Source organism: Corynebacterium sp., from assembly GCF_030532325.1.
GTDB lineage: Bacteria > Actinomycetota > Actinomycetes > Mycobacteriales > Mycobacteriaceae > Corynebacterium.
Map to the genome: position 1 here is coordinate 81,049 of NZ_JAUNLS010000003.1, position 26,716 is coordinate 107,764.

Consider the following 26,716-nt stretch of genomic DNA (forward strand, 5'->3'; position numbering starts at 1 on the left):
GTTGAGCAATTGAATCGTGGGCGCTACTTGGCGGCCTCAGCCAGGGACTCCTTGGCGGCGGCCACGACGGCCTCGGCGGTGAGGCCGAACTTCTCAAAGAGCTCGCCGGCCGGGGCAGAGGCGCCGAAGTGCTCCAGGGAAACGTTGCGGCCAAAGGAACCGGTGTACTTGTGCCACGGCATGGCCAGGGCTGCCTCGACGGACACGCGGGCGCGGACCTCGCGGGGCAGGACGGACTCGCGGTAGTCCTCGTCTTGCTCGTCGAACCACTCGAGGCAGGGGGCGGAGACCACGCGGGTCGCGGTGCCCTCGGCCTCGAGCTGCTTAGCGGCCTCGACGGCCAGCTGCACCTCAGAGCCGGTGGCCAGCAGGATAACGTCTGGGGTCTCGGCGGAGGACTCCACCAGGGTGTAGGCGCCGCGGCGCACGCCCTCGGCGGCCTTTTCCTTGGTGCCCTCGAGCACGGGCAGGTTCTGGCGGGACAGGGCCAGGCCCTTCGGGGCGGCCTTGTACTCCATGGCCGCGGCCCAGGCCTGGGCGGTCTCGTTGGCATCGGCCGGGCGAATCACCGAGAGATTCGGGATGGCGCGCAGCGCGGCCAGGGTCTCCACGGGTTGGTGGGTGGGGCCGTCCTCGCCCAAGCCGATGGAATCGTGGGTCCAGACGTAGTAGGTGTCAGTGGACATGAGAGCACCCAGGCGCACGGCGGGGTACTGGTACTCGGAGAAGATAAGGAAGGTGCCGCCGTACACGCGGGTGTTACCGTGCAGCGCGATGCCGTTCATGATGGCGGACATGGCGTGCTCACGGATGCCGAAGTGCAGGTTGCGGCCGTAGGGCTGGGTAGTCCAAGTATCGGTGGTAATGGACTCCGGGCCGAAGGAATCAGCGCCCTTGATCACGGTGTTGTTGGACCCGGCCAGGTCGGCGGAGCCGCCCCACATCTCCGGCAGGGACTTCGCTAGGGCCTGGATAGTGGCCTCGGAGGCCTTGCGGGTGGCCAGGGACTCGCCGGCCTCCCAGGTGGGCAGCTCGGCGGCGAAGTCAGCCGGCAGCTCGCGGGCCTGCATGCGATCGAAGAGGGCCTTGGCCTCGGGGTTCGCCTGAGCCCAGGCGTCGAACTTTTCCTGCCACTGGGCGTGCTTGGCGGCACCGCGCTCGCGCAGCTGGCGGGTGTGAGCCAGGACGTCCTCGTCGATGTAGAAGTGCTGCTGCGGGTCGAAGCCGAGCACCTCCTTGGTGGCGGCGACCTCCTCTTCACCCAGTGCGGCACCGTGCACGCCGCCGGTGTTCATCTTGTTCGGTGCGGGGTAGCCGATGACGGTCTTGACACGGATGAAGGAGGGGCGGTCGGTGACGGCGCGGGCGGCAGCGGCGGCCTCCTCGATGGCCACGACGTCCTCGCCGGACTCGACGGTCTGGACGTGCCAGCCGTAGGCCTCGTAGCGGGCCACGACGTCCTCGTTGAAGGCGATGTTGGTGTCGTCCTCGATGGAGATGCGGTTGTCATCCCAAAAGACGATGAGGTTGCCCAGCTTCTGGGTTCCAGCCAGGGAGGAGGCCTCGGCGGTGACGCCCTCTTGCAGGTCGCCGTCGGAGGCGATGACGTAGACGAAGTGATCGAAGGGGGACTCGCCGGCAGCGGCCTCGGGATCGAAGAGGCCGCGCTCCTTGCGGGCGGCCATGGCCATGCCCACGGAGGAGGCCAAGCCCTGGCCCAGTGGGCCGGTGGTGATCTCCACGCCGTCAGTGTGGTGCACCTCCGGGTGGCCCGGGGTCTTGGAGCCCCAGGTGCGCAGCGCCTTGAGATCCTCCATCTCGAGGCCGAAGCCGCCGAGGAAGAGCTGGATGTACTGGGTCAGCGAGGAGTGGCCCACGGAGAGCACGAAGCGGTCGCGGCCAGCCCAGCTGACGTCGCTCGGGTCGTGGTTGATGACGCGCTGGTACAGGGTGTACGCCAGCGGGGCGAGTGACATCGCAGTACCCGGGTGGCCGGAGCCGCAGTTCTGGACGGCGTCGGCAGCCAGCACACGAATGGTGTCCACGGCGCGGGTATCGAGGTCACTCCAGTCCTCCGGGTAGCGGCGCTGGACCATGGCCTGCAGTTCCGGCGACAACTTATCTTGTGACACGATGAAAAGCCTCATTTCGCTTAGCGGTTATGTACATAGACTCTCCTCAGTCTAGAGGTTTTTGAATGGGCGGCGGCGCAAAGCCGGAGCAAAGTTCGGGCAAAGTCGGGCCAATTTCTCGGATTATTGAAACTGGCACCGAACCGGTAGGCTGGCATGGTTAGCGTCGTGTGCTCTCACCGGATGTACCCGGCACATCTCCCGACTGTGAATGTGCATAATGAATTTCCCCGGGAACTTTCGCGTGAGCGGCAACGACAAGTACAAGGCGCCTGTAATAAAGCCCCGCGCTCGAGGGCCTAAACCGAGCAAGAAACAGTGAAAACGTGTCGCGCCGGATATTGGAGGGCATTTCCTTGGAGACCATCAAGGCCTACTTTGCGCTAACGAAGCCGAGGATCATTGAGCTCCTCCTCGTTGCTGCAATCCCGGCCATGCTCCAAGCAGAGCGAGGCTTCGAGGCGGTGTCGGGCAACTTCTGGCTCATCATCTCCACCATCTTTGGTGGCTGGATGGGCGCTGCGGCTGCTCACACCTACAACAACGTGGTCGACTATGAGATCGACCAGAAGATGCAGCGCACCCGTGCGCGCCCGCTCGTGCGGGCCACCATCTCGCGCCGCAACGCGGCCATCTTCGCCACCATCATGCTGGCGCTGTCCGTGTTCTGGCTGGGCGTGCTGGCCAAGTCCTGGCTGGCCGCGTTCTTCGTGCTGCTCACCAACTTCTTCTACGTGGTGGTCTACACCAAGTTCCTCAAGATGCGGAACTCGCAGAACATCGTGTGGGGTGGCCTCGCCGGCTGCATGCCCGCCATGGTGGGCTGGGCCGTCATCCGCGACAACGCTGATCCCAGCCAGCCGGACCGCTGGTGGCAGGCCATCGTGCTCTTCCTCATCATCTTCTTCTGGACCCCGCCACACACCTGGGCGCTTGCCATGAAGTACAAGGAGGACTACCGCAAGGCCGGCGTGCCCATGCTGCCGGTGGTCGCCTCTGAGCGGGAGGTCACCCGCCAAATCGTGTGGTACACGGTGGGCACGGTGATCGTGACCTTCCTCATCATCCCGGCCGCATCCTGGATCTATCTGGTGGCCGCGGTGCTCTCCGGCGCGGTCTTTCTGTGGATGGCCATCCGCCTGCACCAAGGGGTAAAGAACGGCGCCAAGGTCAAGCCGATGCGCTTGTTTATCTACTCCAACAACTACCTTTCGGTGCTGTTCATCGGCCTGTCTATCGACGCCGTCGTGGGCTGGGAGCCCATTGGCCGCATGCTGGGCTGGTCCACGGTCCTGTTCTAGTCTGGCTCGCTGGGGTGCCGTGTGGCGTGAGACCAAACAGCGTCCGCGATCGGTGAGTTTTTAGGGCCTTGCTTGCACTGGCTCCACATTGCTTGCTCGATCAGCGGCCGGCTGCGATCGTGGAAGCCGTGGCTGGAAATCCTAGCGCACGCGGAGCACGATCGAACCCGTGGTCTTGCGGGCGTGCAGGTCGCGGTGGGCCTGCTCGGCCTGCTCCAACGGGTATTCGGCCGTGACGTTGAACCGCAGATCGCCTTCCACGATGGCCTGCACCACCGCTTGGGCGCGCATCTGGAACTCGCCCTCCTGGGAGGTCCACGCGCCCAGCGAGGGGCGGGTGAGGAAAATGGAGCCGTGCGTGTTGAGCAGCTGCGGGTCCATCGGGGCAACGGGGCCGGAGGATGCGCCAAACAGAGCCACCGTGCCGCGCGGGCGGACCACCTCCAGGGACTCCATGAAGGTGTCCTTGCCCACGCCGTCGTAGACCACGTCCACGCCGTAGCCGCCGTTGAAGCGGCGTACCTGCTCCGCCAGGCCCTCGCTGTAGCGGAAGACCTGATCCGCGCCCGCGGCGTAGGAGATCTTCTCCTTCTCGTCTGTGGAGACCACTGTGTAGACCGTTGCCCCCAGCGCCTTGGCCATCTGAGTGAGCGCCTGGCCCACACCGCCGGCCCCGGCGGTGATGAGGCAGGTAGCACCCTCACCCAGCCGGTACACGCCGTGGGAGAGGTAGTGCGCCGTCATGCCCTGCAACAGCATGGAACCGGCGATCTCGGAGGGGATCTCGTCCGGCACGGCTACGAGCCGGTCACGCGGCACGCAGACCTGCTCGGCGTAGGAGCCGAAAGCGTGATCCCAGGCCACCATGGTGCCCTCGGCGATCTCCCCGCGCGGATCGTAGGCCACGCGCCCGGTGCCCTCCAGGCCCGGGATGAAGGGGGTTGCTGCGTTATAGATGCCCTCGCGGTAATAGGTATCGATGTAGTTGATTCCGGCCACGTGGACGTCGACAAGCACCTGTTCCTCGGTGGGAGCAGGGGAGTCAACCTCGGTGTAGGTGAGGACCTCAGGCCCTCCGGTCTCAGTGATCTGGATTGCGTGCATGCTTTCCAGGCTAATGAATCACGCCGGGTCGACGCAGCACAAACGCCCCCGAAATTGCCTAACAGGCACGCGGGGGCGTAGCGGGAGAGGCGGTCTAAGCCTCAAGGAGGCGGGCTAGGAGGCTGTGGCCACGGCTGCTTCCGCGGCGGGCAGGCGGCGCACCCCCTGTGCCCACAAGAAGGCGGTGTAGGTAGTCACTACCGAGGACATGAGCACGTGGAAGGGCACGGTCCAGCTCGGGATGTGCAGGTAGTACTGGCTCACGCCAATGATCCACTGGGCGATGATGCAGCCGATGAGCACCCAGCCGATGCGCTTGGTGTCCCGTGCCGCGTGGTTGCGGTAGAGCAGGAAGACTACGGTGATGGTCAGCGCCAGGTAGATGTACATGCACACCGCGTGGCCCACGGCCATTTGGTAGGTGTCGATGCCCAGGCGTTCCTCCATGCCCACGCCGTCATCGCCGGAGTGCGTGCCGGAACCGGTGACGAAGGTGCCGGTGATGAGCACGATGGACAGTGCGGTGGCGGCCAAGGCGGCGACGGTGCGGATGGTCTTGGGGAACATCACCGTGGGGGTGTCCTCATCGGACTCGGTGATGCGGATGTAGAGCAGTGCAGCCACCCACACCAGGATCATCGACGGCAGGAAGTGCAGAGCCACAGACCACCAGGAGAGCTTCAACTTAACGGAGAGGGCGCCAATGAGCGCCTGGATAACGATGCCGGCGACGTTGATCCAGCCGTAGGTCTTAAGCTCAGAGCGGCGGCCGGCCTTGTAAAGCGCCCACATGACCGCCGCGGCGGCGGCCACGAGCACGAAGGTGAGCAGGCGGTTACCAAACTCGATAGCCTGGTGGATCATTGGCGCCGCACCGGCCTCAGGGAGCAGAGAACCCGGGTGGCACTGCGGCCAGGTCACGCAGCCCAGGCCTGAGCCGGTGACGCGGACGATGGCGCCGGTGAAGGTGATACCCGCCTGGCAGATGAGCAGGATGAGCGCGAGGACGCGCTGGGGCTTCAGCGTGGGGCCCGCGGCGGCGTCGGTGCGCGGGGTCTCGGGCGAGGTTTTAGTTCCGGAATTCACGGTTAAAAAGCTTACCTTTCTCAGGTCAAAAGGCCGAATATTCTCGGGGAACGAGGGCCGTGGAAGTAAAAAGTCACAATCAGGCGTCGAAGCGGAACCATCGCACCGCCGCGGCCGACGCCACCACGGCCCAGGCGATGAGGATGAGGATTTCGGTCCAGGGCATCGAGCCGTCGAGCGCGGAGTCGAGGCCGGCGGCCAAGGCCACGCTGGGGATGAGGGAGACCAGCCCATTATCGCCGAGTCCCTGGGCGAACATAGCCCAGCCCACCGCGCCTAGCAGGAGGAACCACAGCAGGTTCGCCAGCGCGAGCACGATCTCAGGGCTCAGCGTGCCGCCGAGCAGCAGGCCCAGCGCGGTAAAGGTGGTCACGCCCAGCAGCAGTGTCAGCGCGGTGACGGCGATGCCCAGCGCGCCGATGCGCAGCCCCATGAGCGCGGCAACGCCGCCGAGCACGATGACCTGGAGGATCACCATGGAAAAGACCGCGATGATCTTTCCCATGACTATCGCCCAGGCCGGCACGCCCGAAGCGCCCGTGCGTTTGAGGGCACCGTAGCGGCGATCGAAGGCCACGGAGATGGCCTGGCCGGTAAAGCCCGCCGAGGTGGCCGCCACGGCGAGCACCATGGGGAAAATCTCGTGCAAGCCGTGCCCGGTGACATGTTCCAGCTTGGCAGCGCCGACGAGGATGGCCAGTGGGATGATGATGCTCAGCAGCTGCTGCTCGCCGTGGCGCAGCATGAGCTTGGACTCGATAGCTCCCTGTGCCTTGAGCATGGCGGGGATGCTGGCCCGCCGGGGAGCGGGGGCGAAGGTGCCTGGTTCAAAGGTGGTCATGTTCTGCCTTCCTCACGTGCCTTAGCTGCGTACTTCCCGGCCGGTGAGGTCGAGGAAGAGCTCTTCGAGGTTGCGGTGGCTGGTATCCAGGGCTCGCAGGGTGATGTCTTGCTCGGCCAGGCTGGCGGCCAGCGTGGCGATGGTCTGCGGGCTGGTGGGGGCCTTGAGGCGGTAGTGCAGCGGGCGTATGGCCTCGGCCGAAACGCCGCGGGCGCTGAGTTGTGCCAGATCGACCTCGGTGGTGGTCTCGAAACGCAGCTGCGGGGTGTCCGCGGTTTCCATGAGTTCCTTGGTGGTGCCGCTGGTGACCAGGCGGCCGTGGTCCATGATGATGACGCGGTCTGCCAGTGCCTCGGCCTCGTCCATGAGATGCGTGGTGAGGATGGTGGTGACCCCATCGCGGCGCAGGGCGCGGATCAGATCCCACACCGCCAGGCGGGACTGGGCATCCATGCCGGCGGTGGGCTCGTCGAGGAAGACCAATTCGGGCCGGCCGATGATAGCCAGCGCCAGGGAGAGGCGCTGCTGCTGGCCACCGGAGAGGCGCCGGTAGGTGTTCTTGGCCACCCCGCGCAGGCCCAGAATGTCGAGCAGCCACTGCGGATCCAGCGGATTCTCGTTATAGGAGGCGCTGAGCTCCATCATCTCCTTGACCTTGATGCCGGAGTAGGAGCCGCCGCCCTGCAGCATGATCCCGATGCGTGAGCGCACGGCGTCGGGTTGGCTGGCCGGGTCGAGGCCCAGCACCCGGATGCTGCCGGAGGTGGGCTTCTTAAAGCCTTCGCACATCTCGATCGTCGTAGTCTTGCCGGCGCCGTTGGGCCCGAGCAGGCAGAGCATCTCGCCGCGGGCAACGCTAAAGCTCAAGGAATCGACGGCGTTCTTCTCGCCGTAGCGTTTCACCACGGAATCGAGAACCAGGGCGGGCTCTCCACTCCCGGCCGCCGTGGGCCGTGCGTCTCCATCGAAAGTTGCATTCACGGCGATCAGTTTAGGACATGGACGCCGGCGCGGCGCAAAGCAACCCACCACACGCCCGCGACCACCGCGAAGGACAGCGCAGCGGCCACGTAAATGACCAGGATGGTCGAAGGCGGCAGGCCCAACCCACGGGGCAGGACGAAAAAGCTCATGGCCGCGGAGTAGACCACGACGGCCAGGCGGAAGATGAGGCGGTTGGCCCAGGCGGCCAACGGCAACACGGCCCACAGGATGTACCAGGGGTGTACCACGGGGAAAAAGATCACCAGCACGAGCGTGGAAATGCCCAGCCCGCCCACCGGGTGAATGGATCCGCGGTAGGTGGCCAGCAGCATGCGAGCCATGAAAGCGATGGCGATGGTCACGCCCACCCCGCGGGTGAAGTTGAGGATAGCGTCGGTGTGGTCCCCGAGCCCCAGCATCATGCCGAGAAAGCCCGCGCCCACGCCGACGGCCGTGGAACTGGACAGCCAGGAGCGGATGGTGGCAGCCCCGCCCTGCCCGGAGATCCACCCCAGACCGATGCCGGAGACCAGCGTGACCAGCCCAATGCTGAGAACGAGCAGCAGCGCCTGCACTACGGCGGCGCGCAGGATGGCCCGGGCGGTGGAAAGCCCGCGGTCCTCGTGGAGGACGCGCGCCAGCGCCATGCCCACGAACCCCAAGCCGATAAACCCGGTGACCTTGACCATGCCCGCGCACGAGATGAGAAAGCCCGAGGCCACCAGAAAGGCGAGCCACTCGCGGCGGTGGGCGGAGCGTGCTTCGGTGCCGGATGGTGCGGCTTTGGCCTCGGCGCCGAACGGCGTAGTGGCGCTGCGCAGCTTGTCGACGCCACGCAGGCCCAACTCCATGCCCACCAGAGCGAGGCCCAGCATGATCGATTCGTTGTGGATGCCGCCCACGAGGTGCAGGGTAGTCAACGGGTTGAGGATGCCCAGCCACAGCGCTGCCTCCGGGGATACGCGGCAGCGCTGCGCCAAGCGCGTGATCGCCCAACCGGCCGCGATGATGCCGGCCAGGGAGAGCAGGCGGTGGGCGATGACACCGAGCATGATGGAGTCCTGCGTGACCCAGCTGACAATCGCTGCCAGCCCGAGGGCGACGGGCCCGTAAGGCGACGGGGAATTGGCCCAAATGAAGGGCACCGAGCGTGCGAGCTGATTCTCCGTGCCCAGCAGCTGCACCGGGCCCGCCGAGTAGGGATCCATGCCGTGGACCACGATAGAGCCGTTGGCCAGGTAAGAATAGATGTCTTGGGTGAACATCGGGCTGGTCACTAACAAGGGCAGCACCCAGCCGGCCCACGTGCGCCACATCTGGGTTTCCGTCACCACGTTGGTGCGGTAGGCGGAGTTGACTGCGCTGCGGTGGGAGGAGCGCAAGGGCGCGCCGACAAAGGGCGCCATGAAGACCCAGGCCACCACGAGCAGGCCCACGCCGAGCATGACCAGCGCCGAGGAGGACTGCAGCATCCGTGACATCAGTGAGCCGAAGGGCACGTTGTCGTAGGGATTGCCGGCCACCGGCAGGGCGCCCGCGCCCAGCGCGCCGAGCGCGATGAGGAAGGTTCCGGTGGTGCCGATCCAACGCAGCGCGAACTGCGTGCGCAGGTGGGCGATGGTGCGGCGGCGCTCAGCGGTGGTGGCGCCGACGAGGACAGCGGAGTCGTCGCTTCCCTCTTGGTGGAGAAGGGCAGAGCGCGAGCCCGCGCTACCCAGACGGGGAAGCTCGCGGCGGACACCCAGGAGGGCGTCGGCAAGCCGCCCCGAACGGGTGGGTGGTGTGCGCTTCTTCATGAGTGTCTACCTTAGACGCTCGCCCGGGCGACGCGCCGATGAGCTGGCCTGGTGGAAATTAGGAATGAATTAGGGAACACTAGTGTTGTCTAATAGGGAGGCGCTCCGCGCAGGGCGGGGTAGCACTATGGACCGAACGGATTAAAGGAGGTGCATTACGTGGCGGCGACGCAAGCTCAAGAGTTGCGCTCTATCGAGGGCGACACGCGGCGACAGGTCATGCTGCTCCTTTTGAAGGACGGACCGGTGACTGCTCCATATGTGGGGGAGCGCCTTGGCCTGTCGGCCGCTGGCATTCGTCGGCACCTAGACATCTTGGTGGAAGAAGGATTGACGGAGGTTGTCCACGTCCGGCCCAAGCCAGGCGCCGGCAGGGGACGCCCCGCCAAGCATTTTCGCCTCACGGACAAGGGGCGCGCCCAGTTTGGGCACGCGTATGACGAGCTGGCTTCCGACGCACTAGCGGCACTGCGCGCCGCGGGCGGCGCGGAGGCCGTGCGCAACTTTGCGCGGGCACGCTTTGAGAAGATGCTCAGCGATCTGCAGCCGCTGCTCGCTGAGGATGAAACGCTCGAGGAGGCAGCGGGTAAACTTGCAGCTGTCCTGGACCAGCATGGCTACGCCGCAACGGTGGCCAGCGCTGGTCAGGGAGTGCAGATCTGTCAGCATCACTGCCCGGTGGCGCACGTAGCCGCCGAGCACCCCGAACTGTGTGAGGCAGAGCAAGAGGTCTTCTCCGCACTGTTAGGCACCCACGTGCAACCGCTGGCCTCGATTGCCGATGGCCACGGAATTTGCACCACAAACATCCCCGTGACGGCCGTGACGCACACGCGGCACGGTCAGAGCACTGAAAACATGAAGCACGAAAGGAGCGGGCTTTGACACAGACACAACCAGCGCCAGGGCTTGACACCAAGATGAGCGATGATGAGATCATCTCCTCGATTGGTGGCTACGAATACGGGTGGCGCGATTCCGACGAAGCCGGCCAGGCCGCACATCGTGGTTTGAGCGAGGACGTTGTCCGCGACATCTCCAAGAAGAAGAACGAGCCGGAATGGATGCTCGAGTCTCGCCTCAAGGCACTGCGTACCTTCAACAAGAAGCCCGTTCCGAAGTGGGGCCCGGATCTCTCCGGAATCGACTTCGACAACATCAAGTACTTCGTCCGCTCCACCGAGAAGCAGGCGCAGACCTGGGACGATCTGCCAGCCGACATCAAGGAGACCTACGACAAGCTGGGTATCCCGGATGCCGAGAAGAAGCGCCTGGTCTCCGGCGTGGCCGCGCAGTACGAGTCCGAGGTGGTCTACCACAAGATCCGCGATGACCTGGAGGCCCAGGGCGTCATCTTCGTCGACACCGACACCGCCGTGCAGGAGTACCCGGAGATACTCCAGGAGTACTTCGGCACTGTCATCCCAGCCGGCGATAATAAGTTCTCCGCCCTCAACAACGCCTGCTGGTCCGGCGGCTCCTTCGTGTACGTGCCCAAGGGCGTGCACGTGGACATCCCGCTGCAGGCCTACTTCCGCATCAACACCGAAAACATGGGCCAGTTCGAGCGCACCCTCATCATTGTGGAGGAGGACGCCTACGTCCACTACATCGAGGGCTGCACGGCGCCGATCTACAACTCTGACTCCCTGCATACCGGTGTCATCGAGATCGTGGTGAAGAAGGGCGGCCGCTGCCGCTACACCACCATCCAGAACTGGTCCACCAACGTCTACAACCTGGTGACCCAGCGCGCCAAGGTGGAAGAGGGCGGCACCATGGAGTGGGTCGATGGCAACATCGGCTCCAAGGTCACCATGAAGTACCCCTCCTGCTGGCTCATGGGCGAGCACGCCAAGGGCGAGGTCCTCTCCCTGGCCTTTGCCGGCGAGGGCCAGGTGCAGGACACCGGCTCCAAGATGGTGCACATGGCACCGAACACCTCCTCCAACATCGTGTCCAAGTCCGTGGCCCGCAACGGCGGCCGCGCGGCCTACCGCGGTCTGGTGCAGGTCAACGCCAATGCCTCGCGTTCCACCGCCAACGTGGAATGCGACGCGCTGCTGGTGGATAACGACTCGCGCTCGGATACCTACCCCTACAACGACATCCGCAACGATCACGTGCGTCTGGGCCACGAGGCCACTGTCTCCCAGGTTTCTGAGGAGCAGCTGTTCTACCTCATGTCCCGCGGCATCGCTGAGGAAGAGGCCATGGCGATGATCGTCCGCGGCTTCGTCGAGCCGATTGCCAAGGAGCTCCCGATGGAATACGCCCTCGAGCTCAACCGCCTAATCGAACTGCAGATGGAAGGATCGGTGGGCTAAGTGGTAGCCTCCAACGAATTCAACCCCGCTGACGTCACCAAGGGCGATCAGTTCACCTCCTTTAACGTCGAGGACTTCCCGGTACCGCACGGCAAGGACGAGGTCTGGCGCTTCATTTCCCTGCGCAAGCTGCGCGGCCTGCACACCGGTGACTTCGCCCCGGCAGCCGCACAGAGGATTTCCGTGACCACGCCCGCTGGCGTGAGCTCCGAGACCGTCGCGCCGGATGACCACCGCCTGGGCACCGCCGGCGCTCCCGCGGACCGCGTGGCGGCCCAGGCCTGGACCTCCATGCCTGAGGCGCAGATCGTCACCATCGACGCCGAGGCCCGCCCGGAGGAGCCGGTGGAGATCACCATCACCGGCGCCGGTGAGGGCGTGACCACCTTCGGCGCTACATCCGTGCAGGTGGGCCACCACGCGGAGGCCGTCGTCGTACTGAAGTACGAGGGCAGCGGCACCCACGCGGATAACGTCGAGTTCATCGTGGGCGACGGCGCACAGCTCACCGTCATCGTCGACGCCGACTGGAACGACGACGCCCTGCACCTGTCCCATCAGATCGTCTCCATGGGCCGCGACGCCGTGCTGCGGCACAACACAGCAATCTTCGGCGGCGAGATCGTGCGCATCGTGCCGCGCGTGGTCTTCAACGCCCCGGGTGCCGACGCCGAGATGAACGGTGTCTACTTCGCTGATGCCGGCCAGTACTTCGAGAACCGCCTGCTGGTGGACCACGACGTGCCCAACTGCCGCTCCCGCGTCTTCTACAAGGGCGCGCTGCAGGGCGCTACCGAGGAGGAGCTGGCACAAAGCACCGGGCGCGCCCCGGAGGCCCGCACCTGCTGGGTCGGTGACGTCCTCATCCGCAAGAACGCCACCAATACGGATACCTACGAGACCAATAACAACCTGATTCTCACCGACGGCGCTCGTGCGGACGCCATCCCGAACCTGGAGATCCAGACCGGTGAGATCGTCGGCGCGGGCCACGCAGCCACCGTCGGCCGCTTCGATGACCTGGAGGTCTTCTACCTCATGTCGCGCGGCATCCCGGCGGCCGAGGCACGCCGCCTCATCATCCGCGGTTTCTTCTCCGAGGTCATCAACCGCATGCCGGTCGAGTCCTTGCGTGAGGACCTGGAGAACCGCGTCATCGACGAGCTCGCCAAGATTAACGCCTAAATACACCCGAAAGCAGGAATACAGCTATGTCTACTCTGGAAATTAAGAACCTCCACGCACAGGTGCTGCCCACCGAAGAGGGCGAGGAGCCCAAGGAGATTCTCAAGGGCGTCAACCTGACCATCAACTCCGGTGAGACCCACGCCATCATGGGCCCCAACGGCTCTGGCAAGTCCACCCTGTCTTACGTCATCGCCGGCCACCCGAAGTACGAGGTGACCCAGGGCGAGGTGCTTCTCGACGGCGAAAACATCCTGGAGATGGAGGTGGACGAGCGCGCTCGCGCTGGCCTCTTTTTGGCCATGCAGTACCCCACCGAGGTGCCGGGCGTGAAGATGGCTCAGTTCATGCGCTCCGCCGTGACCGCCATCCGTGGCGAGGCTCCGAAGCTGCGCGAGTGGAACAAGGAGCTGACTGAGGCCCGCGAGAAGCTGGACATCGACAAGTCCTTCGCCCACCGAGCCGTGAACGAGGGCTTTTCCGGCGGCGAAAAGAAGCGCCACGAGGTCATGCAGCTGGATCTGCTCAAGCCCAAGTTCGCCATCATGGATGAAACGGACTCCGGTTTGGACGTCGACGCGCTACGCGTGGTCTCCGAGGGCATCAACCGCTACCAGGAGGAGACCAAGGGTGGCATCCTCATGATCACCCACTACAAGCGCATCCTGAACTACGTCGTCCCGGACTACGTCCACGTCTTCGCCGATGGCCACATCGTCACCACCGGTGGCGCCGAGCTGGCAGATCAGCTCGAGGCCGACGGCTACGACCAGTTCATCAAGTAAGCATTCACCCACACGATCAAGGAAGGGCAGGGCAATCCACGTTATGCCTGAACTAGACGTCAGCGCTGTGCGGGAGCAGTTCCCGATTCTCAAGCGCACCGTGCGCGGCGGCCAGCCGCTGGTGTACTTGGACTCGGGTGCTACCTCGCAGCGTCCGCTGCCGGTGTGGAAGGCGGAGGAGGAGTTCGTCCTCGGCACCAACGCGCCCGTGCACCGCGGCTCCTACCAGCTCGCCGAGGAAGCCGACGAGGCCTATGAATCCGCCCGCCAGGCCATCGCGGCCTTCGTGGGTGCGGAGCGCGACGAGATCGCGTTTACCAAGAACGCCACGGAGGCGCTCAACGAGGTGGCCTACGCACTGGGTGACGAACGCTCAGGCGAGCTCTACGTGGGCGAGGGCGACACCGTGGTGGTCACCGAACTCGAGCACCACGCCAACCTCGTGCCCTGGCAGGAGCTGTGCCAGCGCACCGGCGCTACGCTCAAGTGGTACTCCATGACGGAGGACGGGCGCATCGACCTCGACTCGCTCGAGCTGGATGAGTCCGTGAAGGTGGTGGCCTTCACCCACCAGTCCAACGTCACCGGGGCTGTCGCCCCAGTGGAGGAGCTGGTGGCCCGCGCCCGCACGGTAGGCGCGCTGGTGGTGCTCGATGCCTGCCAGTCCGTGCCCCACATGAGCGTGGACTTCCACGCCCTCGACGTCGACTTCGCGGCCTTCTCCGGCCACAAGATGTGCGGGCCCACCGGAGTTGGCGTGCTCTACGGCAAGAAAGAGCTGCTGGCGCAGCTGCCGCCCTTCCTGACGGGTGGCTCCATGATCGAGGTGGTCACCATGGAAAAGACCACCTTCGCCGCCCCGCCCACTCGCTTTGAGGCCGGCACACAGATGACCAGCCAGGTGGTGGGCCTGGGCGCAGCGGTGAAGTTCCTCAGCGAGGTGGGCATGGACGCCATCCACGCCCACGAGCAGAAGCTCACCGCCCGCGCGCTGGAGGGCCTCATGTCCATCCCCGGGGTGACGATCGTGGGCCCGACCAGCACCGAGAAGCGCGGTGGAGCGGTGTCCTTCGTGGTCGACGGCGTGCACCCGCACGATCTGGGCCAAGTCCTGGATTCCCGCGGTGTGTCCATCCGCACCGGCCACCACTGCGCGTGGCCACTGCACCGCGGCTACGGAGTGCAGTCCACCGCACGCGCCAGCTTCTACCTCTACAACACGGAAGAAGAAGTCGACGCACTCATCGAAGCGGTCAAGGCCGCCCGCGAATTCTTTGGAGTTGAGGCATGAACCTAGACGCGATGTACCAAGACGTCATCTTGGACCACTACAAGAACCCGAAGCACGCTGGCCTGCGCGAGGGCCAGGCCGAAGTCCACCACGTCAACCCCTCCTGCGGTGACGAGCTCACGCTGCGCGTCAAGCTCTCCGAGGATGGCACGACCGTCGAGGATGTCTCCTACGAAGCGGAGGGCTGCTCCATCTCGCAGGCCTCCACCTCGGTGATGGCCGAGGAGATCATCGGCCAGCCCCTCGACGTAGCCAAGGCCAAGCTCGAGGAGTTCGACGCCATGGTTACCTCCCGCGGCGAGGTGGAAGGCGATGACGAACTCATCGGCGACGCCGTCGCCTTCGCCGGTGTGGCCAAGTTCCCTGCCCGAGTTAAGTGCGCCCTCCTGGGGTGGAAGGCCTTCCAGGCCGCCACCGTGGAGGCGCTGAGTGAAATGGAGAAGAAGTAATGGCTGATCCCGTAGATCCGTACCAGAACGCCAACTCCTCCTTCGACGGTGGCGGCGAGCGCCCCGAGCAGACGGAGGAGCAGATTTCCAAGGCTTTTGACATCACCGAGTACATGCGCGATGTCATCGACCCCGAGTTGGGCATCAACGTCGTCGACCTCGGCCTGGTCTATGACCTGTGGCTGGAGGAGATCGACGGCAAGGAGACCGCCGTGCTCAACATGACCCTGACCTCGCCGGCCTGTCCGCTCACCGATGTCATTGCCGAGCAAGTCGAGGACATCATCGTCGGCCACAAGCTCGCCGAGGCCGTCCAGCTCAACTGGGTGTGGATGCCGCCGTGGGGCCCGAACATGATCACCGAGGAGGGCCGCGAGCAGCTCCAGGCCCTGGGGTTTGCGGTTTAGGCACCGCACTCCATATCAGCAATCGATATCGGTAGTCCATATCGGCACTGACATAGCTGTGCTTAGCGACGCCGCGATGCACCATGCCACACCGCCGTGGGCATCGCGGCGTTTAGCTTATTTTTGCCTGGTTGGTACAATTTTCCCCCGTGATTGTGACCAATGATTTCGAGGTGCGCGTCGGCGCACGGACGCTTCTGGACGCACCCGGCCAGCACCTGCGCGTGCAGCCGGGAGATCGCATTGGCTTGGTGGGCCGCAACGGCGCGGGAAAGACCACCACCATGCGCATCTTGGCGGGGGAGACCGAGCCCTATGGCGGCTCGGTGACGCGCTCCGGGCCCATTGGTTACCTGCCGCAGGATTCCCGCGAGGGCAACATTGAGCAGACCGCGCGCGAGCGCGTACTCTCCGCGCGCGGCCTCGACCAGATCAAGCGCCGCATGGCCAAGCAGCAGGAGATTATGGAGACCACCGAGTCCGACTCCCACCGCGATAAAGCCATCCGCAAGTTCTCCCGCTTGGAAGAGGAGTACCACGCGCTAGGCGGCTACGAGGCCGACGCCGAGTGCGCCCAGATCTGCGATAACCTGGGCCTGCCGCAGCGCATCCTGGACCAGCCGCTCAAGACGCTCTCCGGCGGTCAGCGCCGCCGTGTCGAGCTGGCGCAGATTCTTTTTGCCGCCACCGAGGGCTCCGGCAAGTCCCGCACCACGCTGCTGTTGGACGAGCCCACCAACCACCTGGACGCGGACTCGATTGTGTGGCTGCGCGGCTTCCTGGCCAAGCACGAGGGTGGCCTGGTGATGATCTCCCACGACGTCGACTTGCTTGAGGCCGTGTGCAACAAGATCTGGTTCCTTGACGCCGTGCGCGGGGAGGCGGACATCTACAACATGGGCTTCAAGAAGTACCTCGACGCCCGCGCCACCGACGAGGCGCGCCGCCGCCGCGAGCGAGCCAACGCGGAAAAGAAGGCCTCCGCCCTGCAGAAGCAGGCGGCCAAGCTGGGGGCGAAGGCCACCAAGGCCGCCGCCGCCAAGCAGATGCTGGCGCGTGCGGACCGCATGATGAGCGAGCTGGACGAGGTTCGCGTGGCCGATAAGGTGGCCCACATCAAGTTCCCGGAGCCCGCGCCCTGCGGCAAGACGCCAATGAACGCCAAGGGCTTGACCAAGATGTATGGCTCGCTCGAGGTCTTCGCCGGCGTGGACCTCGCTATTGATAAGGGTTCGCGCGTGGTGGTCCTGGGCTATAACGGCGCCGGCAAGACCACGCTGCTCAAGCTCCTGGCGGGTGTGGAGCGTACCGACGGCGAGGGCGGCATCGTCACCGGCCACGGGTTGCGCATTGGCTACTTTGCCCAGGAGCACGACAACATCGATCCGGATAAGACGGTGTGGGAGAACACCATCGACGCCTGCCCGGACGCCGGCCAGCAGGATCTCCGTGGACTGCTCGGTGCCTTCATGTTCTCCGGCGACAAGCTGGAGCAACCTGCCGGCACGCTTTCCGGCGGTGAAAAGACCCGCCTCTCGCTGGCCACTCTGGTCTCTTCCCGCGCCAACGTGCTGCTCCTCGACGAGCCCACCAACAACCTCGACCCGCAGTCCCGCGAGCAGGTGCTCGACGCTCTGGGCACGTACACGGGTGCGGTGGTGCTGGTCACTCACGATCCGGGCGCGGTCAAGGCGCTCAACCCCGAGCGCGTCATCATCATGCCCGACGGCGACGAGGATCTGTGGAGCGACGAGTACATGGAAATCGTGGAGCTAGCCTAATGGGCACCGTCCGCACCGCGAGCTGCTGCGCGCCGCTGCGGTGCTGGCCCGGATCGCCTAAGCGGCGCTAGTTGCGGAAGCCGTGCACGGGCGCGGGGATGAAGCCGCCGCGCTCGATGAAGGTGGTGTTACCCACCTCGTTGACGGGGATGACCGGGGCGTAGCCTAGGAGCCCGCCGAAGTTGACCTCGTCACCGGCCTTGGTGCCTGGGGCAGGGATGACGCGCACGGCGGTGGTCTTATGGTTCATCACGCCGATGGCGGCCTCGTCCGCGATCATGCCGGCGATGGTGGTGGCCGGGGTGTCGCCCGGGATGGCGATCATGTCCAGGCCCACCGAGCAGATCGACGTCATGGCCTCGAGCTTGTCCACGCTGATGGCGCCGCTGCGTACGGCGTCGATCATGCCCTTGTCCTCGGAGACCGGGATGAAGGAGCCAGACAAGCCGCCCACGCGGGAGCACGCCATCATGCCGCCTTTCTTCACGGCGTCGTTAAGCAAGGCCAAGGCGGCGGTGGTGCCGTGGGTGCCCACCTGGTCCAGGCCCATGTGCTCCAGGATGTGGGCCACGGAATCACCCAACTCCGCGGTGGGGGCCAAGGAGAGATCGATGATGCCGAAGGGAACCCCGAGACGCTCGGAGGCCATGTTGCCCACCAGCTGGCCCGCCCGGGTGATCTTGAAGGCGGCCTTCTTGACTTCCTCTGCCACTTGGTCCAGGCTCGCCCCCTCGAGGCTGCCGAGGGCGCGGTCCACCACGCCCGGGCCGGACACGCCGACGGAGACCACGCAATCGGGCTCCTCGACGCCGTGGAAAGCGCCGGCCATGAAGGGGTTATCGCCCACGGCGTTGGCAAAGACCACCAGCTTGGCGCAGCCGATGGCGCTGCGATCCGCGGTGAGCTCGGCGGCCTCCTTGACAATGCGACCCATCTGCGCGGCGGCGTTCATGTTGATGCCTGCGCGGGAGGAGGCAATATTGACCGAGGAGCACACAGCCCCGGTCTCGTTGAGGGCCTCTGGGATGGAGCGGATGAGCTTCTTCTCCGCGGTGGTCGCGCCCTTCTCCACGAGGGCGGAGTAGCCGCCGACGAAGCTGACGCCGGTCTCGGTGGCCGCCTTGTCCAGTGCGCGGGCCACGTCCACGGGGTTGCCCTCCACGCCGGCGACGACGAGCGCGACCGGGGTCACCGAGATGCGCTTATTCACAATCGGAATGCCGAGCTCGGCCTCGATGCCCTCGCAAACCTCGACGAGGCGGGCGGCCCGGGTGGTCACGAGGTCATAGACCGCCTGCGCGGTGGCTTCCATGGTGGGGCGGGTGCAGCCGAGCAAGGAGATACCCATGGTCACGGTGCGGATGTCGAGGCGGTACTTCTCGATCATCTCGATGGTGTCGAGGATGCTGGTGGTGTTGAAACGATTAAGCATGGCTAGATCTCATTCATCGCCGTGAACAGCGCCTCGGACTGCACGCGGATGGACTGGTTGATCTTTTCACCCACGGTGTTCATCCGCTCCTGGATCTGCTCAAGGCTCACTTTCTGCTCATCGAATTCCACACGCAGAATCATGGTGAAGAACCCGGACATGAGGGTCTGGGAGACGTCGACGATGTTGACGCCCAGCTCGGCGAGGTTGGTGGTTACGGCGGCGATGATTCCGGTGTTATCGACACCGGTGACGGTCATGATGGCAATCATGCTGATTATCTTAGCTGCCCGCCCGGTGACGCTCGCGTGTGCCATGGCGCAGATGCCGCTGGCGTGCGCGGGGACGGTGGTCGCGCTCGGATCACCCGCGTAGGGTGGGGCCATGACTGATTCACAGAAGAAAGTTTTGTACATCGGCGGACACGGCAAAGTAGGCCTTCTGGCTGCACCGATGCTATCTGAGGCAGGGCACGAGGTCCACAGCTTAATCCGCAAGCAGGAGCAGGTGAAGGACATCGAGAAGCTGGGCGCTCAGGCAGAGCTTTACGACGTCACCCAGCTCAGCGTCGAGGACTGGGCCGAGCTGCTCACGGCTTATGACGTCGTCGTGTGGGGCGCCGGCAACGGCGGCCGCGCGGGAGCAGAGGTCACCACGGCTGTGGACCGCGACGCCGCACTGGCCTCAATAGAGGCCCTGGAGAAGCTCAAGGCCGAGGGCAAGAACGTTCCCGGCTACGTCATGATTTCCTACATGGGCGCCACCAAGAACACCACCGATCCCTCGGACGAGTCCTGGTACGCCTACGTGGAGGCAAAGAAGGACGTGGACAACAAGCTCAACTCCACGGATCTCAACTACCTCATCCTCGGCCCCGCGGCGCTGACCGAGGAGCCCGCGCAGGGCATTGAGGTCATCGATAAGCCCTCGCGTGAGGCAACGACCTCCCGCGAGCTGGTGGCCCAGGTGGTCACCGAGGTGGTCGGCCGCGACACCTTCCCGGCCACCCCGCTGGAGTTCATCGACGGCGACGGCAAGGTTGCCGATATCTAGCTGCCCGTGAACTATCGGGGGTGAACGATCGGGGGTCGAAGCCGGGGCGCAAGGCAGCATTGACCCCGGCTTCAATCTGTTCTTCATTGAGACCGTGGCACACGGAGGCCTGGCTCAGTGGCTTTCCCTCCAGGCAGGCGACGAGCGTCCAGCCGTTGTCGCGGGCGAAGGTGGCCTCCTTCTCGCTTTCGACGACGACACAGCCGATCTCCTCCACGTGCTCCGGATTCCCGAAGTCAAGGTCCTCGGTGACGATTTCCTCCACGTGGCCGTCGGGCAGGATCACTCGCGCCTTGGCTGCGGTGGTGTAGTAGTTCGGGGAACCCTCGCCGCCGTCGCGCAGCGTGCACCAACACTCGCTGAGCAGGGCAGGGTAATAGTTCACCCAGCCGTGCGTGAAGGCCTCGTGGTAGTGCCGCGGGCCACCGGTGAGACGCCAAAAATCGCGCACTGCGATGTAGAGGACGAAGAAGCAAAAGGCAGTAAATAGCACATATTCCCAGAGCTTGATGGACTCCCCGAAGAGGAAGACCACCGTTGTGGGCACCCACAGCACGAGGAATACTCCGAAGCTGATTCTGGGGTTCTTGAGCTCCTCGGCCGTGGCCTTGAACCCGCCGGGCGCAGATCCGGCCTGGGCCAGCGCACGGGCCACGTGGGGAGTCCGCGGCTGCGGGTTCCTCTCCTGCACTGCGCTCCTGTTGCCCGGCATGAGGCGCGGGCTGATCGTCTTCTCACCCGTCAGCAGCGGAGTAATCAGGAAGTCTGCCATGGTGTCACGCTCGTGCTTTCAGCTCATTGTCCAGTGCGGACGGTGGTGATGTGCTGTGCCTATTGCTGGGGCACCCAGTTCTGCTCGGCGAAGGCAAAGAGCGCCTCCTGTTGGTCGCGCTTCAGGCCCGTGGAGAGCTCCGCGCGCGGCTCGTTGAGGGCGTGATTGATGCCCACAATGGCCCAGCCGTTGTTGTCGTTGAAGTCCACGAAGGCGGAGTCCGGCCCGGCGGCCATATTAAATCCCCTCTTGCGATACCACGCGGGCCTGCGGTTGAGCTGGAACTCGTAGGAGTGCATGCGGTTCATGGAACCATCCGGGAAGAGCACCAGCAGTGGGGCCTTGTACATGTAGTGGGTGGTGTCCCCGTTATCTGAGCTCGTGGTGTAGGTGCGGTGCAGGTAGATTTCCCCCACCAGGGCGGGGTAGAAGCTGATCCAGCCGTTGCGCCAGGCAGCGGCCAAGCGCGTGCGTTCCTTGGATTGCCGGATCAGAAGGAAGCCGCCGATGAAGGCGAAGAGCAGGCCAAGCCCAACGAAGAACAAGCCGTGCCAATCAAAATCAGAAAATCCGCCCGTAAACCAGCTGAACACCCCGCCCATGAGAGCAAAAAAGACGCCAAAGATGAGGAAAAAGAAGTAGACGAAGGTGGATAGCAGTGAGACCCGCGCTCCCGGCGCAGGCCCGGTGGACTCAATAACCTGGTGCGAGCCGCTGAGATCGGGGTGCGGGTTCGCAGAATGGTAGTAGCTGGAGTCCTTAGTCGGGGTGAGCGTATTGCTGGTCTCCGACAGCGGCCGGAGCTCGCTGCGCGGCAGGCGGAGGGGCTGGGGCATGGCTATCCTCTGCGGTGATCTAGGCAACAGTTCTCTCCTAGAGTACCGAAGACTCCGCCCCGCGCCCGGGTGAGTGCTCCCGTGTGGGACCTAGCTTTCCTCGGAGCCTTCCTCACCGCGCTGGGCGCTGTCAGCAACACTGTCAGCCGCGTGGCTGTTAATGGAACCACGCACCGTCTGCTCCACCAGGTCGAGGACCTCCTCGAGGTGCTCGGTCTCGCCGAGGGCGAGCCGGTTGATGAAGCCGTCCATGAAGGTCTCCAAGAAGAGGACGAGGGAGTCAATGGAGGCGTCATCACGCATGCGCCCCTTCTCGGCCTTGGCTTCCAGGCGGGTGCGCACGGCGCGATCCACGATCTCCTGCTGGTCGCGCCAGCGCGCGGCAAAGGAGGGATCGGTACGCAGCATGGAGGTCACTTCGAGGCGGGTGGCTAGCCAATCGTGACGCTCGGGGTGGCGCAGCATTTCGCTCATGACCTCGACCAGACCATTGTTGGCCACCACCTCGGCCTGGCGGGCGGCGTCTTCACGAGCCAGGGCGAGGAAGAGCGATTCCTTATCCCCGAAGTGGTGGAAGATGGCGCCGCGCGACTTCCCGGTGGCCTCCTCGAGCAGGCGGACGGTAGCGCCCTCGTAGCCGTGCTCGGCGAAGCACTTTCGCGCCCCCATGAGGATATCGTGACGGCGTCGGTTGAGCTCAGAATCGCTCACGATGGGCATGGGGGCGCTCCTCCGGGTGAAAAGTAAGTGGGTAAATCAGTGAGAAAAGAATTAAGGAAGGCCAGCCAGCAATCGATGTTGCCGGCTGGCCTTCAGTCGGCCGAAGCCGGTGCCTCAGCCCCAGGAGAGCTCAGGCGTGGTGATGGCAGGAAGCCCTAGGACTTAGGACTTAACCATCTGGCGCAGCACGTACTGCAGGATGCCGCCGTGGCGGAAGTACTCGGCCTCACCAGGGGTGTCGATGCGGACCTTGGCGTCGAATTCGACGGTCTCGCCGGACTCCTTGGTGGCGGTGACGTGAACGGACTTCGGGATGCCGCCGTCATTGAAGGCGGTGATGCCCTCGATGTCGAAGGTCTCGGTGCCGTCCAGGCCGAGGGACTCGTGGGACTCGCCCTCCGGGAACTGCAGCGGGATGACGCCCATGCCGATGAGGTTCGAGCGGTGGATGCGCTCGAAGGACTCGGTGATGACGGCCTTCACGCCAAGCAGGTTGGTGCCCTTCGCAGCCCAGTCACGGGAGGAACCGGTGCCGTACTCCTTGCCGGCGAGGACGACCAGCGGGATGCCCGCGGCCTTGTAGTTCTCGCAAGCATCGAAGATGAAGGCCTGCGGGCCACCTTCTTGGGTGAAGTCACGGGTGTAGCCACCGGTGACGTCAACCAGCTGGTTCTGCAGACGGATGTTGGCGAAGGTACCGCGCATCATGACCTCGTGGTTACCACGGCGGGAACCCAGGGAGTTGTAGTCCTGGCGAGCAACGCCGTTGGCGTCGAGGTACTGAGCGGCTGGGGTGCCCGGCTTGATGGCGGAAGCGGGGGAGATGTGGTCGGTGGTGACCGAATCGCCCAGCTTGGCCAGCACGCGTGCGCCCTTGATGTCCTCAACGGGGTTCGGCTCAGCCGGCATGCCGTCGAAGTAAGGTGCCTTGCGGATGTAGGTGGAGTCCTCGTTCCACTTGAAGGTCTCGCCCTCCGGAACGTCCAGGTTGCGCCATGCGTCGTCGCCCTTGAAGACGTCGGCGTAGTCGGCCTCGTAGAGCTCGCGGGAAATGGCGGACTGGATGGTCTCCTCGATCTCCTGGGAGGAAGGCCAGATGTCCTTGAGGAAGACATCGTTGCCGTCCTGATCCTGGCCCAGCGGCTGGGTCTCGAAATCGAAGTCCATGGTGCCGGCAATAGCGTAAGCGATGACCATGATGGGGGAGGCCAAGTAGTTCATCTTGACGTCTGGAGAAATGCGGCCCTCGAAGTTACGGTTACCGGACAGGACTGCGGTGGCAGCCAGGTCGTGCTCATTGATGGCGTCGGAAATCTCCTCCGGCAGCGGGCCGGAGTTGCCGATGCAGCTGGTGCAGCCGAAGCCGGAGAGGTAGAAGCCCATGGCCTCCAGGTCCTTCCAGAGATCTGCACGGCGGAAGTAGCCGTCCACAACCTGGGAGCCCGGAGCGCAAATGGTCTTGACCCACGGCTTGGACTTCAGGCCCTTCTCAGCAGCCTTGCGGGCGATGAGGCCAGCACCGACCATGACGGACGGGTTGGAGGTGTTGGTGCAGGAGGTGATGGAGGCGATAGCAACCATGCCGTGGTCCAGGGTGAACTCGCCGCCGTTGGGGGAGGTGACGATGACCGGGTTGGACTGACGGCCGCTAGCGCCCTTTGCTGCGGACTCGCCCTCACCAGCGCGGGACTGGTTCAGGCCGCCGGTGACGTCGACGAGGGAGTTATCGTCAGCACCCTCAGCGGTCATACGCTTAGCCTCAACGCTGGACTCGTCAACGCAAACCTCGCCGGTGGCGTAGGTGGGCAGATCCTTGCGGAACTGCTCCTTAGCCTCGGAGAGGACGATGCGATCCTGCGGGCGCTTCGGGCCAGCGATGGACGGAACGACGGTGCTGAGGTCCAGCTCGAGGTACTCGGAGTACTCAACCTCCGGAGCGTCCTGCTCCAGCCACATGCCCTGAGCCTTGGCGTAAGCCTCGACGCGCTCGATCTGCTCGGTCGGACGGCCGGTCAGCTCGAGGTACTTAATGGTCTCCTCGTCGATCGGGAAGATAGCGGCGGTGGAGCCGAACTCCGGGGACATGTTGCCGATGGTGGCGCGGTTGGCCAGCGGGATGGACTTAACACCATTGCCGTAGAACTCGACGAACTTCTGAACAACGCCGTGCTCGCGCAGCATCTGGGTGATGGTCAAAACGACGTCGGTAGCAGTAACGCCCACCGGAATCTCGCCGGTCAGCTTGAAGCCCACGACGCGCGGGATAAGCATGGACACCGGCTGGCCCAGCATGGCGGCCTCTGCCTCGATGCCGCCGACGCCCCAGCCCAGGATGCCCAGGCCGTTTTCCATGGTGGTGTGGGAGTCAGTACCAATACAGGTATCCGGGTAAGCCAGACCGTCGTTGTCGAAGACAACGCGGGAAAGGTACTCGATGTTGACCTGGTGAACAATGCCAGTTCCCGGAGGAACAACGCGGAAGTTGGAGAAGTTCTCAGCACCCCAGCGCAGGAACTGGTAGCGCTCCTCGTTGCGCTCGTACTCGATGGCAACGTTCTTCTCAAGGGCCTCGGGGGAGCCGAAGGCCTCAGTAATAACGGAGTGGTCGATAACCATCTCGGCCGGGTTAAGCGGGTTCACCTGCTCGGGCTTGCCGCCCAGGGCGGTGATGGCTTCGCGCATGGTGGCAAGGTCGACGACACAGGGGACGCCGGTGAAGTCCTGCATCAGCACACGTGCCGGGGTGAACTGGATCTCGGTATCCGGCTCAGCGGACGGATCCCAGTTTGCCAGGGCGTTGATGTGATCCTTGGTCACATTCTTGCCGTCTTCGAAGCGCAGCTGGTTCTCAGCAAGCACCTTGAGCGAGTAGGGCAGCTTCTCCAGGCCCTCGACTGCGTTGATGTCAAAGTACTCATAGGACTTTCCGTTGACATCAAGAGTCTTCTTGGCACCGAAGGAGTTCAGGCTTTCAGTCACAGGGAGCTCCATTCCTTGTTGGTAGAACGTATAAATATGTTCTGTTGTCGTGCTTCCTTCCGTGCCTTGCTTGGTGGGCTCGGTGGCGGCGGCACTCTCGGGGCTATGAAACTATCCCTTATATATAAGGAGTGCGTTGGCTCCTGGCTCACAAGTGTGAAGGCTCGGTGAAGCGAGAAGAACGCGAAGGTTCTTAGTCCATAGTAGTGGTTAGAACTATCGCCTGCTGTGACTATAACAGTACGTGCGTTCTGTTTCATCCCATTCAGGGGTATCGGCGCGTCGTGGCGCTACCCCTGCCCGCGACGCGCTAGGTTCATGGCAGTTCTACTTTGAGCGTTCTTCCGCCGTTTTGCCGTGTTGTACTGAAGAGAGGTGGCCATGCTTCCAGAGGGCGTGGACATTGATGGGCTGGCCCGCCAGCTCCAGGAGGATGGGGTAGCCTACTCAAATCAAGCCCTTGCGCTAGATTTAGAGGCTCAAGCACCGGTTGTTGAGGCGCTGCGCCCTGGCCACGGCATCGCGGTGGCGGACCTGTACCCAGACCGTCCGGCCGACGTGCGCGACCTCGCCACGGCGCTCCAGGAGCGTACCGGCCTCGATACTATGATTGTCCAAGCGCCCTCCCGGGTCTCAGCTGTCAGCGAGTCCTATGATCGTGCGGCGCTCGAATCGGCGCAACGGGGACTGGAGCCGGGCTTGGTGCAGACCGATCTCCTCGATCGCTTCTATGGAAGTGTTGACGGATTTCAGGTCCACTGGGAGCTCATCCTGGTCCCGATTTTCTGTCTCTTGATCGCCGCGGGGTGGGCGGCGTGGCGCGCCGCGCGCGTGACCCGCGGCGCCGCGGGACCGGCCTAGAAGGTAGCCGATCGGCGGGTGTTTTGTTCGAGAAAGCATCCCGCCGAGAGCGCTTCGACGACGTGCACGAGGGGGAAAGCAAGTCTGTCGGGGGCGTCGTAAAGCGCGGCGAGCCTCGTCGGAGAGCCAGTGGGGTAGGGCGACTTGTAGCGGCGCGGCGAGGTGCCCGCGAGGCAGAGAAGTAGGTTCGCGATGGACTGCCGCTCTCCTCCTGTCACGCTCGGGCAGTGGGGAAGTGGCCAGCATGGTCAACCACCCTGCCTTGACGCACAAGCGGGGGAGTGGTTCCGAGAGGGACTGTGGGGTGCAGTGGGGGAGGGTAGATATTCCCAAGAGTGATGAAGCTCACAATCACGGATCTGTAACAAAATCGTTGCAGGTTAGGTAACCCAGTAACGCCCTGTGGCGCGACTGAACTCGTGTGAATTTTGAGGAAAGTGTGCGGATAGGTGTGTCGGTGACGTATGGTTCACGTATCGACTCACGGGTTGATTCTTGTTCCAAACGTTCATGGGCCAAGCCTTGACTCTCAATCGAGACGACGCACGGGTATGTGGGGAAGCACGCCACGAGCGCATCACAGGATTGGGGTTC

At 64.3% G+C, this 26,716-nt stretch carries 23 protein-coding genes; 11 read left to right on the top strand and 12 right to left on the bottom strand.

Annotation, left to right across the window (positions count from 1 at the left end; translation table 11 throughout):
- Positions 1 to 23: 23 nt before the first annotated feature.
- Positions 24 to 2,096: a transketolase gene (tkt, locus tag Q4E25_RS02720; protein WP_303153977.1), complete on the bottom strand. Its 2,073-nt coding sequence runs from the start codon at positions 2,094 to 2,096 to the stop codon at positions 24 to 26.
- 392 nt (positions 2,097 to 2,488) lie between these two features.
- On the opposite strand from tkt, the gene Q4E25_RS02725 reads away from it, so the two are divergent.
- The gene (locus tag Q4E25_RS02725; RefSeq protein WP_303153978.1) at positions 2,489 to 3,433 is read left to right on the top strand and encodes a heme o synthase; all 945 of its coding nucleotides are present in this window, start codon (positions 2,489 to 2,491) and stop codon (positions 3,431 to 3,433) included.
- A gap of 141 nt (positions 3,434 to 3,574) precedes the next feature.
- Here Q4E25_RS02725 and Q4E25_RS02730 read toward each other — a convergent pair whose 3' ends face one another.
- The 5 genes from Q4E25_RS02730 to mptB all read right to left on the bottom strand — a co-directional run bounded on the left by Q4E25_RS02730 (position 3,575) and on the right by mptB (position 9,244).
- Positions 3,575 to 4,537 (bottom strand): quinone oxidoreductase, encoded by a 963-nt coding sequence (locus tag Q4E25_RS02730; RefSeq protein WP_303153773.1) that lies wholly within the window; start codon positions 4,535 to 4,537, stop codon positions 3,575 to 3,577.
- 114 nt (positions 4,538 to 4,651) lie between these two features.
- On the bottom strand, positions 4,652 to 5,623 hold the full coding sequence (locus Q4E25_RS02735) for a heme A synthase (RefSeq protein ID WP_303153774.1): 972 nt from the start codon (positions 5,621 to 5,623) through the stop codon (positions 4,652 to 4,654).
- 79 nt (positions 5,624 to 5,702) lie between these two features.
- Entirely contained in the window at positions 5,703 to 6,464 is a 762-nt protein-coding gene (locus tag Q4E25_RS02740; protein WP_303153776.1) for an ABC transporter permease, read from the bottom strand.
- 21 nt (positions 6,465 to 6,485) lie between these two features.
- Positions 6,486 to 7,445 carry an ABC transporter ATP-binding protein gene (locus Q4E25_RS02745; RefSeq protein WP_303153779.1) on the bottom strand — a complete coding sequence of 320 codons (960 nt, stop codon included), beginning with the start codon at positions 7,443 to 7,445 and terminating at the stop codon, positions 6,486 to 6,488.
- Positions 7,446 to 7,450: 5 nt separating this feature from the next.
- The gene (gene mptB / locus Q4E25_RS02750; protein WP_303153782.1) at positions 7,451 to 9,244 is read right to left on the bottom strand and encodes a polyprenol phosphomannose-dependent alpha 1,6 mannosyltransferase MptB; all 1,794 of its coding nucleotides are present in this window, start codon (positions 9,242 to 9,244) and stop codon (positions 7,451 to 7,453) included.
- 159 nt (positions 9,245 to 9,403) lie between these two features.
- On the opposite strand from mptB, the gene Q4E25_RS02755 reads away from it, so the two are divergent.
- The 8 genes from Q4E25_RS02755 (at position 9,404) to Q4E25_RS02790 (ending at position 17,469) form a co-directional block, all read left to right on the top strand.
- Positions 9,404 to 10,129, top strand: a complete 726-nt coding sequence (locus Q4E25_RS02755; protein WP_303153784.1) for a metalloregulator ArsR/SmtB family transcription factor — start codon at positions 9,404 to 9,406, stop codon at positions 10,127 to 10,129.
- Positions 10,126 to 11,571: a Fe-S cluster assembly protein SufB gene (gene sufB, locus Q4E25_RS02760; protein ID WP_303153786.1), complete on the top strand. Its 1,446-nt coding sequence runs from the start codon at positions 10,126 to 10,128 to the stop codon at positions 11,569 to 11,571. The genes Q4E25_RS02755 and sufB overlap by 4 nt, the downstream gene beginning before the upstream one ends.
- Positions 11,572 to 12,756: a Fe-S cluster assembly protein SufD gene (sufD, locus tag Q4E25_RS02765; RefSeq protein WP_303153789.1), complete on the top strand. Its 1,185-nt coding sequence runs from the start codon at positions 11,572 to 11,574 to the stop codon at positions 12,754 to 12,756.
- 26 nt (positions 12,757 to 12,782) lie between these two features.
- Complete coding sequence (sufC, locus tag Q4E25_RS02770; RefSeq protein WP_303153791.1) at positions 12,783 to 13,541, top strand: Fe-S cluster assembly ATPase SufC; 759 nt, start codon at positions 12,783 to 12,785, stop codon at positions 13,539 to 13,541.
- Positions 13,542 to 13,584: 43 nt separating this feature from the next.
- The gene (locus tag Q4E25_RS02775) at positions 13,585 to 14,832 is read left to right on the top strand and encodes a cysteine desulfurase (RefSeq protein ID WP_303153793.1); all 1,248 of its coding nucleotides are present in this window, start codon (positions 13,585 to 13,587) and stop codon (positions 14,830 to 14,832) included.
- A complete protein-coding gene (gene sufU / locus Q4E25_RS02780) occupies positions 14,829 to 15,281 on the top strand; it encodes a Fe-S cluster assembly sulfur transfer protein SufU (RefSeq protein WP_303153795.1) in 453 nt (150 codons plus the stop codon). The genes Q4E25_RS02775 and sufU overlap by 4 nt, the downstream gene beginning before the upstream one ends.
- Positions 15,281 to 15,688, top strand: a complete 408-nt coding sequence (locus Q4E25_RS02785) for a metal-sulfur cluster assembly factor (RefSeq protein ID WP_303153797.1) — start codon at positions 15,281 to 15,283, stop codon at positions 15,686 to 15,688. Before sufU ends, Q4E25_RS02785 begins: the two co-directional genes overlap by 1 nt.
- A 149-nt stretch (positions 15,689 to 15,837) precedes the next feature.
- Positions 15,838 to 17,469: an ABC-F family ATP-binding cassette domain-containing protein gene (locus Q4E25_RS02790; RefSeq protein ID WP_303153800.1), complete on the top strand. Its 1,632-nt coding sequence runs from the start codon at positions 15,838 to 15,840 to the stop codon at positions 17,467 to 17,469.
- Positions 17,470 to 17,536: 67 nt separating this feature from the next.
- Here the strand turns inward: Q4E25_RS02790 and Q4E25_RS02795 are convergent, their stop codons facing one another.
- On the bottom strand, positions 17,537 to 18,901 hold the full coding sequence (locus Q4E25_RS02795) for a PFL family protein (protein WP_303153803.1): 1,365 nt from the start codon (positions 18,899 to 18,901) through the stop codon (positions 17,537 to 17,539).
- Between the two features lie 2 nt (positions 18,902 to 18,903).
- Positions 18,904 to 19,173: an ACT domain-containing protein gene (locus Q4E25_RS02800; RefSeq protein ID WP_303153805.1), complete on the bottom strand. Its 270-nt coding sequence runs from the start codon at positions 19,171 to 19,173 to the stop codon at positions 18,904 to 18,906.
- Between the two features lie 112 nt (positions 19,174 to 19,285).
- Between Q4E25_RS02800 and Q4E25_RS02805 the strand changes: the two genes are divergently transcribed.
- A complete protein-coding gene (locus Q4E25_RS02805) occupies positions 19,286 to 19,954 on the top strand; it encodes an NAD(P)-binding oxidoreductase (protein ID WP_303153808.1) in 669 nt (222 codons plus the stop codon).
- Here Q4E25_RS02805 and Q4E25_RS02810 read toward each other — a convergent pair.
- The 4 genes from Q4E25_RS02810 to can form a co-directional block, all read right to left on the bottom strand.
- Positions 19,920 to 20,726, bottom strand: coding sequence for a hypothetical protein (locus tag Q4E25_RS02810; RefSeq protein ID WP_303153810.1), 807 nt, complete (start codon positions 20,724 to 20,726; stop codon positions 19,920 to 19,922). The two genes, Q4E25_RS02805 and Q4E25_RS02810, sit on opposite strands and share 35 nt — an antisense overlap.
- 59 nt (positions 20,727 to 20,785) lie before the next feature.
- A complete protein-coding gene (locus Q4E25_RS02815; RefSeq protein WP_303153812.1) occupies positions 20,786 to 21,562 on the bottom strand; it encodes a hypothetical protein in 777 nt (258 codons plus the stop codon).
- Between the two features lie 90 nt (positions 21,563 to 21,652).
- Positions 21,653 to 22,282: a TetR/AcrR family transcriptional regulator gene (locus tag Q4E25_RS02820; RefSeq protein WP_303153814.1), complete on the bottom strand. Its 630-nt coding sequence runs from the start codon at positions 22,280 to 22,282 to the stop codon at positions 21,653 to 21,655.
- A gap of 162 nt (positions 22,283 to 22,444) precedes the next feature.
- Positions 22,445 to 25,261: an aconitate hydratase gene (gene can / locus Q4E25_RS02825; RefSeq protein ID WP_303153816.1), complete on the bottom strand. Its 2,817-nt coding sequence runs from the start codon at positions 25,259 to 25,261 to the stop codon at positions 22,445 to 22,447.
- Between the two features lie 381 nt (positions 25,262 to 25,642).
- On the opposite strand from can, the gene Q4E25_RS02830 reads away from it, so the two are divergent.
- A complete protein-coding gene (locus tag Q4E25_RS02830) occupies positions 25,643 to 26,122 on the top strand; it encodes a DUF6676 family protein (RefSeq protein WP_303153818.1) in 480 nt (159 codons plus the stop codon).
- Positions 26,123 to 26,716 lie beyond the last annotated feature (594 nt).

What these genes read in the sequence shown, in the direction of transcription:
- tkt (WP_303153977.1), bottom strand. Translation starts at nt 2,096, where the DNA reads ATGGTCCAGCGCCGCTACCCGGAGGACTGGAGTGACCTCGATACCCGC.
- Q4E25_RS02730 (WP_303153773.1), bottom strand. Translation starts at nt 4,537, where the DNA reads ATGCACGCAATCCAGATCACTGAGACCGGAGGGCCTGAGGTCCTCACC.
- Q4E25_RS02740 (WP_303153776.1), bottom strand. Translation starts at nt 6,464, where the DNA reads ATGACCACCTTTGAACCAGGCACCTTCGCCCCCGCTCCCCGGCGGGCC.
- mptB (WP_303153782.1), bottom strand. Translation starts at nt 9,244, where the DNA reads ATGAAGAAGCGCACACCACCCACCCGTTCGGGGCGGCTTGCCGACGCC.
- sufC (WP_303153791.1), top strand. Translation starts at nt 12,783, where the DNA reads ATGTCTACTCTGGAAATTAAGAACCTCCACGCACAGGTGCTGCCCACC.
- Q4E25_RS02775 (WP_303153793.1), top strand. Translation starts at nt 13,585, where the DNA reads ATGCCTGAACTAGACGTCAGCGCTGTGCGGGAGCAGTTCCCGATTCTC.
- sufU (WP_303153795.1), top strand. Translation starts at nt 14,829, where the DNA reads ATGAACCTAGACGCGATGTACCAAGACGTCATCTTGGACCACTACAAG.
- Q4E25_RS02785 (WP_303153797.1), top strand. Translation starts at nt 15,281, where the DNA reads ATGGCTGATCCCGTAGATCCGTACCAGAACGCCAACTCCTCCTTCGAC.
- Q4E25_RS02795 (WP_303153803.1), bottom strand. Translation starts at nt 18,901, where the DNA reads ATGCTTAATCGTTTCAACACCACCAGCATCCTCGACACCATCGAGATG.
- Q4E25_RS02800 (WP_303153805.1), bottom strand. Translation starts at nt 19,173, where the DNA reads ATGATTGCCATCATGACCGTCACCGGTGTCGATAACACCGGAATCATC.
- Q4E25_RS02805 (WP_303153808.1), top strand. Translation starts at nt 19,286, where the DNA reads ATGACTGATTCACAGAAGAAAGTTTTGTACATCGGCGGACACGGCAAA.
- Q4E25_RS02810 (WP_303153810.1), bottom strand. Translation starts at nt 20,726, where the DNA reads ATGGCAGACTTCCTGATTACTCCGCTGCTGACGGGTGAGAAGACGATC.
- Q4E25_RS02815 (WP_303153812.1), bottom strand. Translation starts at nt 21,562, where the DNA reads ATGCCCCAGCCCCTCCGCCTGCCGCGCAGCGAGCTCCGGCCGCTGTCG.
- Q4E25_RS02820 (WP_303153814.1), bottom strand. Translation starts at nt 22,282, where the DNA reads ATGCCCATCGTGAGCGATTCTGAGCTCAACCGACGCCGTCACGATATC.
- Q4E25_RS02830 (WP_303153818.1), top strand. Translation starts at nt 25,643, where the DNA reads ATGCTTCCAGAGGGCGTGGACATTGATGGGCTGGCCCGCCAGCTCCAG.